Genomic DNA, 10,868 nt, shown 5'->3' with positions numbered 1-10,868 from the left:
ATGAGCCAGACGTCGCAGACTGAAATCGTCGAAGCGCTGCGGGACTCGTTGAAGGAGGTCAAGCGCCTCCGCAAGCAGAACCGCAAGCTCAGCGACGAGGCGAGGGAACCGATCGCGATCGTCGGCATCGGCTGCCGCCTTCCCGGCGGTGTCGGCTCACCCGGCGAGCTGTGGGACCTGCTCGAATCCGGCACGGACGCGTTGTCGGGTTTTCCGGTGGATCGGGGTTGGGATCTGTCGGGGTTGTTCGATGACGATCCGGATCGGGCTGGGACGTCGTATGTGCGTGAGGGTGGGTTTCTTCATGATGTGGCGGGGTTCGATGCGGGGTTCTTCGGGATCTCTCCGCGTGAGGCGCTGGCGATGGATCCGCAGCAGCGGTTGTTGCTTGAGGTGTCGTGGGAGGCGCTGGAACACGCGGGCATCGACCCGCAGTCGCTGAAGGGCACCGGCACCGGTGTCTTCGCCGGCACCAACGGGCGCGATTACCCGACCCTGCTGGCCGACGCGCCCGACGAGCTGGAAGGCCACATCGGGATCGGCAACGCGGGCAGTGTGCTGTCGGGCCGGGTGTCCTACGTCCTCGGCCTCGAAGGGCCAGCCGTGACCGTGGACACCGCCTGCTCCTCCTCGCTTGTCGCGCTGCACCTCGCCATGCGGGCACTGCGGGCGGGGGAGTGCGCACTCGCGCTCGCCTCCGGAGTCTCCGTCATGTCCACACCGGAGGGTTTCGTCAGCTTCAGCAGGCAGCGCGGTCTGGCTCCGGACGGGCGCTGCAAGGCCTTCGCCGACGCCGCCGACGGCACCGGCTGGGGAGAGGGAGCCGGTGTGGTGGTGCTGGAGCGGCTGTCCGACGCCGTGCGCAACCGGCGCCGCATTCTCGCGGTGGTACGCGGCTCGGCCGTGAACCAGGACGGTGCGAGCAGCGGCCTGACCGCACCGAACGGCCCCTCGCAGGTCCGCGTGATCCGCGACGCGCTCTCCTCCGCAGGGCTCACACCGTCTGATGTGGATGTGGTGGAGGCGCATGGGACGGGGACTCGGTTGGGTGATCCGATTGAGGCTGGTGCGTTGGTGGAGGTGTTCGGCTCTGGGCGGCGGGGTGTTCCGTTGTTGTTGGGGTCGGTGAAGTCGAATGTTGGTCATACGCAGGCTGCGGCTGGTGTGGCTGGTGTGATCAAGATGGTGGAGTCGTTGCGGCGTGGTGTTGTGCCGGGGACTTTGCATGTTGATGCGCCGTCGTCGCGGGTGGATTGGTCGTCGGGTGCGGTGGAGTTGGTGACCTCGACGACCGAGTGGCCAGAAGTGGATCGTCCTCGCAGGGCTGGGGTGTCGTCGTTCGGGGTCAGCGGAACCAACGCCCACGTCATCCTCGAACAAGCACCCGAGACACCCCAGCCCGAGACCGGCGCGAGTACCGGGAACCCGGTCCCGCTGCTCCTGTCCGCGAAAACCGGCGACGCGCTGCGTGCCCAGGCTTCCCGCCTGCTGTCCTTCCTGGAACGCGACCCCACGGCAAGCCCCTGCCAGGTCGCGCACGCCCTGTCCACCACCCGTTCCACCTTCGACACCCGAGCCGTTCTCGTCGGCGACACGCGCGAATCACTGCGCTCCGCGCTCGGCGCGCTGCGCCGGGGCGAACCCGATCCGGCCGTTGTGCAGGGCGACCTCGTTCGCGGAACCGAACGTCCCGTTTTTGTTTTTCCGGGGCAGGGTTCGCAGTGGGTGGGGATGGTGTTGGGGTTGTTGGAGTCGTCTTCGGTTTTTGCGGAGGCGTTTGGTGAGGTTGCGGGTGTGGTGGAGGGGTTGGTTGATTGGTGTGTTGTTGAGGAGTTGGGGGGTGGGTTGGATCGGGTTGATGTGGTTCAGCCTGTGTTGTTTTGTGGTGTTGGTGTCGTTGGCTCGGTTGTGGGAGTCGTGGGGGGTTGTTCCTGTGGGTGTGGTGGGGCATTCGCAGGGTGAGATTGCGGCGGCGTGTGTTGCTCTCCTGTCCTCGATAACGGATGACGCGCTGGGTGCCCAGGTTTGCTGCCGGTTGTCCTTCCTGGAACGGGACCGTCAGGGGTGGGATGGTGTCGGTGGTTCATGCCTTGTCCACCACCCGTTCCACCTTCCACTCGGGGTGGGGGTTGCGGCGGTGAATGGTCCTTCTTCGGTGGTGGTGTCGGGTGATGTGGGGGGTTTGGAGGGGTTTGTTGCGGGGTGTGAGCGTGATGGTGTTCGGGTGCGGTGGGTGGCGGTGGATTATGCGTCGCATTCGGATCAGGTGGGGTTGGTTCGGGATGAGTTGTTGAGTGTTTTGTCGTCGGTGGTGCCTCGGTCGTCGTCGGTTCCGTTTTTTTCGACGGTGACGGGTGGTTGGTTGGATACGGCGGAGTTGGGTGCGGAGTATTGGTATCGGAATTTGCGGGAGACGGTCCGGTTTTCCGACGCGATCGAGACGCTCACCGCGCAAGGTCACCGTTCTTTTGTGGAATGCAGTCCGCATCCCGTTCTCACCATGGCGATCCAGGAGACCTCGGAGGACGCCGTCGCGCTGGGCACGTTGCGGCGTGATGACGGCGACCTCGACCGGTTCCTGCGCTCCCTCGGCGAGGCACACACCCGGGGCGTCGAGGTCGATTGGTCCGCCGTGATCGGTGACCCCGGCGGTCCCGCGATCAGCTTGCCCACCTATGCCTTCCAACACGAACGCTACTGGCCGCAGCCGACGACGCGCCCCGGCGATCCGGCGGGCCTCGGGCAGATCGCGGCAGGACATCCGCTGCTCGGTGCCACCGTGCACCCCGCAGACGGCGGCGGGCGCATCCTCACCGGTTCACTCTCGGCGGCGACACACCCGTGGCTCGCCGATCACTCCGTGCTGGACACCGTGATCGTGCCCGGTTCGGCGTTCGTGGAACTCGCGCTGCGTGCCGGCCGCGAACTCGGCCACGACCGCATCGACGAACTCACCCTCGAAGCCCCCCTCGTGCTCGAAGGAGACACCGCCTACGACCTCCAGGTGAGCGTCACCGGCGAGTCCGGCACGAGCGAGGTGAGCATCCACTCCCGTCCCTCGGGCGCGGTGGAGGAGAACTGGACCCGGCACGCGAGCGCGACACTGACCCACGGAACCGAACCGGCGGCGTCCCCGGAAGGGCAGTGGCCACCCCAAGGGGCCGTCCCCCTTGCCGCCGAGGACCTCTACCAGCGCCTCGCGGACTCGGGCATCGACTACGGCCCCGCCTTCCAAGGACTGCGCGCCGCCTGGCAGCTCGGTGACGCGGAGATCCTCGCCGACGTCCAGCTCCCCGAGAGCGAGGCCGCGGACGCCGGACGATACGGGCTGCACCCCGCCCTGCTCGACGCGGCACTGCACGGCATGGGCCTCGGTTCGGTGTTCACCACACCCGAGGACACCTCCTCCGGCGGCAGCGTCGCGTTCAGCTGGAGCGGGGTGAGCCTGCACGCCTCGGGTGCCACGTCGGTGCGGGTCCGGCTCGCTCCGGCCGGGGACAACGCGGTGTCGGTGCGGATCGCCGACGCGGCAGGCGCCGCCGTGGCCTCCGTCGAATCATTGGTGATGCGTCCTGTCTCCGCCGACCAGCTCGGCGGCGGCGGACGCCTTCCGAGGAACTCGCTCTTCCGGCTCACCTGGCCCGAACAACCCCTGCCGGCCGACGCCTTCCACCGGATCGCGCTGGTGGGGCCGGACACCTGGAACTGGGCGCCGTGGCTTTCCACCGGCGAGCACAGTGGCGTGTTCCCCACACCGGGTGCGCTGGCCGACGCCGTCGCGGCCGGAACGGCGCAGCGGCCCGACATCATCGTGACCACCGTGACCACCGTGCCCGGCGACCCCGCGTCCTCCGGCGACGACGTGCCCGCCGAGGTGCGTGACGCGCTCGCGGACGTGCTCGGCACCGTGCGCGCCTGGCTGAGCGACGACCGGCTCGCCGACACGCGCCTCGCGGTGGTGACCCGGCGGGCGATCCCGGCGGGACCGGAGGCCGAACCGGAGCTTCCCGCCGCGTCGGTCTGGGGCCTTCTGCGCAGCGCGCAGTCAGAGCATCCCGACCGGATCGTCGTGGTGGACATCGAGGACGAGAAGTCCGACATCGGCCTTCTCCCCGCCGCCGTCGCCGGTGCGGAGCCGCAGCTCGCGATCAGGGCGGGCCGCCTACTGGCGCCCCGGCTCACCAGGGCTGAGCCAGCCGAGGCGACCGGGTTCGGTTTCACCGAGCACGACACCGTGCTGATCACCGGCGCATCCGGCGGGCTCGGCCGCCTCGTCGCGCGGCACCTGGCCACCGCACACGGCGTGCGCCATCTGGTGTTGCTGTCGCGGCGCGGTGACCAGGCGGAGGGAGCGGGTGAACTGGCCGCCGACCTCGTCGAGGCAGGCGCGGAGGTGACCTTCGCCGCCTGCGACGTCGCCGATCCCGCCGCCGTGGCGGCAGTGCTCGACGCCATCCCCGCCGACCGCCCGCTGGCCGGCGTGGTGCACACGGCCGGCGTGGTGGACGACGGGCTGGTCGAATCGCTCGGCACCGGCCAGGTGGATCGGGTGCTGCGCCCCAAGGCTGACGGCGCGTGGAACCTGCACCGGCTGACCGGCGAACTCGATCTCAAGGCGTTCATCCTGTTCTCGTCGGGTGCCACCACCTTCGGCGGCCCAGGCCAGGGCGCCTACGCCGCGGCCAACGCCTTCCTCGACGCACTCGCCGTCCTCCGCAGGGCGCGCGGCCTCAGCGCGACGTCGCTCGCCTGGGGAGTGTGGAGCGAGTCGAACGGCATGGGCAGCAGGCTCGACGAAACGGCGCTGGCACGCATGGCGCGCAACGGTGCGCTGCCCCTGTCGGTGGCCGAAGGGCTCGCGTTACTCGACGCCACACACGGCCTCGACCATGCGGCGCTTGTGCCTGTCCGACTCGACCTCGCGGCCCTGCGGGAACTCGGCGACACCCTGCCGCCGATGGTGCGCGAACTCGTTCCCACCCCGGCTCGCAAGACGGCCGCGGGCGACAGTGCGACGCTCCTCCGGACGCTGGCCGCACTCGGGGAGGCCGATCGGCGGCGGGAACTGCTGGACACGGTGCGCGCCAACGCCGCAGCGGTGCTGGGACACGCCTCGGCCTCCGCCGTCGATCCCGAACGGTCCTTTTTGGAACAGGGCTTCGACTCGCTGACGGCGGTGGAGCTGCGCAACCGGGTCACCCGGATCACCGGAGCACGGCTGCGCGCGACGTTGATCTTCGACTTCCCGACGCCGTCACGGCTGACGGAACACCTGCTGGAGCAGCTCGACCTGGACAGCGCTTCCGTTCCGGCACCGAGCATGTCAGGCACTGACACCGAGGACACGGTGCTGGACCAGCTCGACCGGCTGAGCCGGGCCCTGCCTTCCGCCGTGTCCGACGACGACTCCCGGCGCAGGGTGGCCGCACGGCTTCGGGACCTGCTGCGGTCCTGCGGCGAGCCGTCCGGTTCGGGCGGCGACCTCGACACCGCGAGCGACGACGAGCTGTTCGCGCTGGTCGATAACGAGTTCGAACGAGGAGTGGAGATCGCGTGACCGAGGAGACCAAGCTCCGCGAGTACCTCAAACGAGCCATCAACGACGCTCGCGAGACCAGGGCACGGCTACGGGAACGCGAGGACGCCGACCACGAACCGATCGCGATCGTGGGGATGGCGTGCCGGTTCCCCGGTGGCGTCGCGTCCCCCGGCGACCTCTGGCGGCTCGTGCTGACCGGCGGCGACGGCGTGTCCGCGTTCCCTGCCGACCGGGGCTGGGACATCGAAGCGCTCTTCCACCCCGACCCCGACCACCCCGGCACCACCTACGTCCGCGAGGGCGGGTTCCTGCACGAGGCAAGCGAGTTCGATCCCGGGTTCTTCGGCATCTCACCGCGTGAGGCGCTGGCGATGGACCCGCAACAGCGCCTGCTGCTGGAGACCTCGTGGGAGGCCGTCGAACGCGCGGGCATCGACCCCGTGTCGCTGCGGGGCTCCCGCACCGGGGTGTTCGCCGGAATCAGCAGCATGGACTATGGGGCCGCGCTGGCCGACACCCCGCGGGGGCGGGACGGCACGCTGTCGATGAGCACGGGAGGCAGCCTGGTCTCCGGCCGCGTGGCCTACACCCTCGGGCTTGAAGGCCCCGCGCTCACCGTGGACACCGCGTGCTCCTCGTCGCTGGTGGCACTGCACCTCGCGGCCAAGGCTCTGCGCTCAGGCGAATGCGCACTGGCGCTGGCCGGCGGAGTCACGGTGATGTCGATGCCGGACCCGTTCGTGACCTTCAGCAGGCAACGCGGCCTCGCCCGCGACGGCCGGTGCAAACCCTTCGCCGCGGCCGCCGACGGTTTCACTCTCGCCGAGGGAGTCGGCGTGCTGCTGGTGGAGAAACTCTCGGCGGCGCGTGAACTCGGTCATCCCGTGCTCGCGGTGGTGCGCGGCTCCGCCGTCAACTCCGACGGCGCCAGCAGCGGATTCTCCGCACCGAACGGTCCCTCGCAGGAGAACGTGATTCGCCAGGCACTCGCGAACGCCCGGCTGGAGCCTTCCGAGGTCGATGTCGTCGAGGCACACGGAACCGGCACCACGCTCGGCGATCCGATCGAGGCACACGCGCTGCTCGCCACCTACGGCGCGCGCCGCGAGCGGCCACTGTGGCTCGGCTCGGTGAAGTCGAACATCGCGCACACGCAGGCGGCGGCCGGGGTCGCCGGAGTGATCAAGATGGTGGAGTCACTGCGCCACGGCGTGCTGCCGTCGTCGCTGCACGTCGATGAGCCGTCGCCGCACGTTGACTGGGACCTCGGCGAGGTGGAGCTGCTCACCGAGGCGAGGGAGTGGCCGGACCTCGACAGGCCCCGGCGAGCCGGGGTGTCCTCGTTCGGCATCAGCGGCACCAACGCCCACGTGATCCTCGAACAGGCTCCCGCGCGGGAGCGGGACGAGACCACCGAGCCCGCTGTGCCCGCGGAAACCGGAGAAGGACCCGTCCCGTGGCTGCTCTCCGGCAAGACAGCCGAGGCACTTCGGGCGCAGGCCGGAAAGCTCGTGTCCCATGTGGAGGATAAACCGGAAACGCGTACCGCCGACATCGGTTTCTCCCTCGCGACGGCGAGGACCGCGCTGGAGCACCGCGCGGTCGTGGTGGGAGCCGACCGCGCCGAGCTGATCGCCGGGCTGCGGTCGCTTGCCGAGGGCGAACCCGGCGCGAACGTCGTGCGAGGGACGGTGGCCGCCGACGACAGGGTGGTGTTCGTCTTCCCCGGCCAGGGTTCGCAGTGGCCCGGGATGGCCTCGGAGCTGGTGCGGGAGGCACCGGTGTTCGCCGACCGGCTTGCCGAGTGCTCGCGCGCCCTCGACGAGTACCTGGACTTCTCGGTGATCGACGTGCTGCGTGGCGAGCCGGGCGCGCCCAGCCTCGACCGTGTGGACGTGGTCCAGCCGGTGCTGTTCGCGGTTCTCGTGTCGCTGGCGCGGCTGTGGCGCTCGTACGGTGTCGAACCCGCCGCCGTGATCGGCCACTCGCAGGGCGAGATCGCGGCTGCTTGTGTCGCGGGCGCCCTTTCGCTGCCGGACGCGGCCCGCGTGGTGGCCCTGCGGTCCCGCCTGATCGCCGAGGAACTGTCCGGCAAGGGCGGGATGGCGCTGGTCGTCGCGACGGCAGGCGATGTCCGCGCGCGGATCGCGCGCTGGGAAGGACGGATCTCCGTCGCCGCGACGAACAGCCCCGCCTCGGTGGTGGTTTCGGGAGAGCCCGCCGCGCTCGACGAGTTCCTCGCCGAGTGCCGCCGTGACGGCGTGGCGGCCAAGCGGATCTCCGTGGACTACGCCTCGCATTCGGCGCAGGTCGCACAGATCCGCGACCGGCTGGTGGCGGTGCTGGCCGACCTGGCACCGGTGGAGACCACGATTCCGTTCTTCTCGACGGTCACCGGCGACTGGCTCGACACGACGAGGCTCGACGCCGGCTACTGGTACACGAACCTGCGCGAGACCGTCGGTTTCGAACCCGCTGTGGCCGCGCTCGCGGAACGCGGATTCGGGATCTTCGTGGAGATCAGCCCGCATCCGGTGCTGGCGATGGCCGTGCAGGAGATCGACGAGGACGCCGTCGCCGTCGGCACGCTGCGCAGGGGCGAGGGCGGGCTCACCCGGTTCCTGCTCTCCCTCGGTGAGGTCTGCGCGGCGGGTGTGCGTCCCGAATGGACAGCGGTGTTCGGCGACTCCGCGACGGTGGTGGAGCTGCCGACCTACGCCTTCCAGCACAGGAGGTTCTGGCCGGAGAAGGCGCAGGGCCAGGCCGGTGACGTCGCCTCCGTCGGCCTGTCGCCGACCGGTCACCCCCTTGCCGGTGCTGCCGTGCCGCTGCCGGGAACGGACGGCTTCCTGCTGACCGGTGCGCTGTCCGTGCGCACTCACCCGTGGCTGGCGCAGCACACGGTGCTGGACACGGTGATCCTGCCGGGCACCGCGTTCCTCGACCTCGCCGTCAGGGCGGGGGAGGAGGCCGGACTCGGCAGGGTTGAGGAGTTAACACTCGAAGCGCCGCTCGTGCTGCCCGGCGAGGCGATCGTGCAGGTGCAGGTGGAAGTCGGCGCGCCGGACGACGCGGGGTCGAGGCCGCTGAGCGTGCGATCCCGGCTCGAAGGGGAGCCGTGGACCCGGCACGCCACCGGCACGCTCGCCGCCGCGACACCGGTGCGGGACGACGTCGTGGCAGGGCCGCAGGACGGCACCGAACTCGACATCGGCGAGATCTACGTCAGGCTGGACGAAGCCGGGATCGCCTACGGACCGCTCTTCCGGGGGTTGCGGCGGGCGTGGCTGGACGGCGATGCGGTGATCGCCGACGTGCGCCTTCCCGACGACGCGGACCCCGCCGGTTACGGCGTCCATCCCGCACTGCTGGACTCCGCCCTGCACCCGGCCGATCCGGTGCTCGACCGCGAGGACGACGGCGCGCGACTGCCGTTCAGCTGGCGCGGGGTGAGCGTGCATCGCACCGGGGCGCGAGCGCTACGGGTGCGGGTGTCCTCGTCGGGCCCCGACACACTGTCCCTCGCTGCCTACGACGAGTCCGGCGAGCCCGTGCTCACCGTCGAGTCGCTGGTGCTGCGACCGGTGAGCGGCGATGGGCTCGGCTCGGCCCGGTTCCGCAACTCGCTGTTCCGGCCGGACTGGGAACCGGTCACCGAGGCCACCGCAGGCAAGAGCACCGACCTGGTGGCGCTCCCCTGTCCCGACACCGGGGAACTGCGCGAGACGCTGACCGAGGTCGTGACCGTGCTCCGGTCCTGGCTGGCCGACGACCGCCCCGAGCGGCTCGCACTCGTCACCACGGGCGCCGTCGCCGTCGGCGAGGAGCGAGCGCCTGCCAACCCCGACCAGGCGGCGGTGTGGGGGCTCGTGCGCAGCGCACAGTCCGAGCACCCCGGCCGCTTCGTGCTGATCGATGTGGATCGGCCGGGTGCGCCGCTGCCGGACGGCTCCGAACCGCAGTACGCCGTCCGCGACGGCGAGTACTACGCCCCGAGACTGGTCAGGGCGGTCGCGAACGAGGCTGGCGAGCCGGTGTTCGATCCCGAAGGCACCGTCTTGATCACGGGTGGCTCCGGCACACTGGCCGGGCTCGTCGCCCGCCACCTGGTGACCGCGCACGGCGTGCGCAGGATCGTGCTGGCCAGCCGCAGCGGCGCCGCCGACCCGGTGACCGACGGCCTTCCCGCCGAGATCCTGCCCGTGGTGTGCGACGTGGCCGACCGGGAGTCGGTCGCCCTGCTGCTCGACTCGATCCCGGCCCGGCATCCGCTGACCGGCGTCGTGCACACGGCAGGGGTACTCGACGACGCCACCGTGGACTCGCTCGACGCCGATCGGATCGACAGGGTGCTGCGGCCCAAAGTGGACGGTGCTCGCGTGCTGGACGAACTCACCGCGGGGCAAGATCTCGCGGCGTTCGTGCTGTTCTCCTCGGGCGCCACCACGTTCGGCGCACCGGGACAGGGCAACTACGCGGCGGCCAACGCCTGGCTCGACGCGCTCGCCGCACACCGCAGGGCCCGTGGACTCGCGGGCGTCTCCCTCGCGTGGGGACTCTGGGCTGAACGCAGTGGGCTGACCAAGGGGCTGTCCGGCAGCGATGTCGCGAGGATGGCGCGCAGCGGTTCGGAAGCCATGGCCACCGACGACGCGCTCGCTCTGTTCGACGCCGGGCTCGGCTCGGCCGAACCGGTGCTGGTGCCAGTGCACCTCGACCCGCGTTCGCTGCGCGAGCAGGCGGTGTCCGACACGCTTCCCGCGCTGCTGCGCGGCCTCGTCAGCATGCCGGCGAGCACGTCGGCGAATGCCGGATCGTCCGCCGTGGCGGAGGACCTGGCCACCGTGCCGGGTCCCGAACGGCTCAGGCGGCTTCTGGCGCTGGTCCGCACGCACGCCGCGACCGTGCTCGGGCACGACAGCAGCGACGCCATCCTGCCGGAGGCGGCGCTCAAGGAGCTGGGTTTCGACTCGCTGACCGCCGTCGAGCTGCGCAACAGGCTGAGCACCGCGACCGGCCTGAGGCTGAGGGCCACCCTGGTCTTCGACCACCCGACACCCGTGGCGCTGGCCGCGCACCTCGACTCCTTCTTCGGCGAGGAGCGGAGCGGGACCGACACGATCCTGGCCGAACTCGACCGGATCGAGGCGCGCCTCGCAGAGCTGGACGACGCGGGCAGCGAGCGTGTGGCGCGCCGCCTCGAAGCGCTCGCGGCGCGACGAAACGGGCCGAGGGACGAGGGCGCGGACATGCGCCTCGACTCCGCGACCGACGACGAGATGTTCGCCTTCATCGACCGTGAACTCGGTGTCTGAACCACCGCAAGAGC

At 70.6% G+C, this 10,868-nt stretch carries 3 protein-coding genes; all 3 read left to right on the top strand.

Going from position 1 to position 10,868, the window contains the following annotated elements:
* Positions 1-24: 24 nt before the first annotated feature.
* Genes SACXIDRAFT_RS23470 through SACXIDRAFT_RS02485 form a run of 3 tightly spaced genes read left to right on the top strand, consistent with a single transcriptional unit; the run spans position 25 to position 10,854 of the window.
* Positions 25-1,962 (top strand): type I polyketide synthase, encoded by a 1,938-nt coding sequence (locus tag SACXIDRAFT_RS23470; RefSeq protein WP_503487619.1) that lies wholly within the window; start codon positions 25-27, stop codon positions 1,960-1,962.
* Positions 1,859-5,557: a type I polyketide synthase gene (locus tag SACXIDRAFT_RS23250; protein WP_083840040.1), complete on the top strand. Its 3,699-nt coding sequence runs from the start codon at positions 1,859-1,861 to the stop codon at positions 5,555-5,557. Before SACXIDRAFT_RS23470 ends, SACXIDRAFT_RS23250 begins: the two co-directional genes overlap by 104 nt.
* Positions 5,554-10,854: a type I polyketide synthase gene (locus tag SACXIDRAFT_RS02485; RefSeq protein ID WP_006236889.1), complete on the top strand. Its 5,301-nt coding sequence runs from the start codon at positions 5,554-5,556 to the stop codon at positions 10,852-10,854. The genes SACXIDRAFT_RS23250 and SACXIDRAFT_RS02485 overlap by 4 nt, the downstream gene beginning before the upstream one ends.
* The last annotated feature ends 14 nt before the right edge of the window (positions 10,855-10,868 follow it).

The organism is Saccharomonospora xinjiangensis XJ-54, from assembly GCF_000258175.1.
Taxonomy (GTDB): Bacteria; Actinomycetota; Actinomycetes; order Mycobacteriales; family Pseudonocardiaceae; genus Saccharomonospora; species Saccharomonospora xinjiangensis.
The sequence above is the reverse complement of the archived record's forward strand: the minus strand, read 5'-3'. Positions and strand labels throughout refer to the sequence as shown.

What these genes read in the sequence shown, in the direction of transcription:
- SACXIDRAFT_RS23250 (WP_083840040.1), top strand. Translation starts at nt 1,859, where the DNA reads ATGTGGTTCAGCCTGTGTTGTTTTGTGGTGTTGGTGTCGTTGGCTCGG.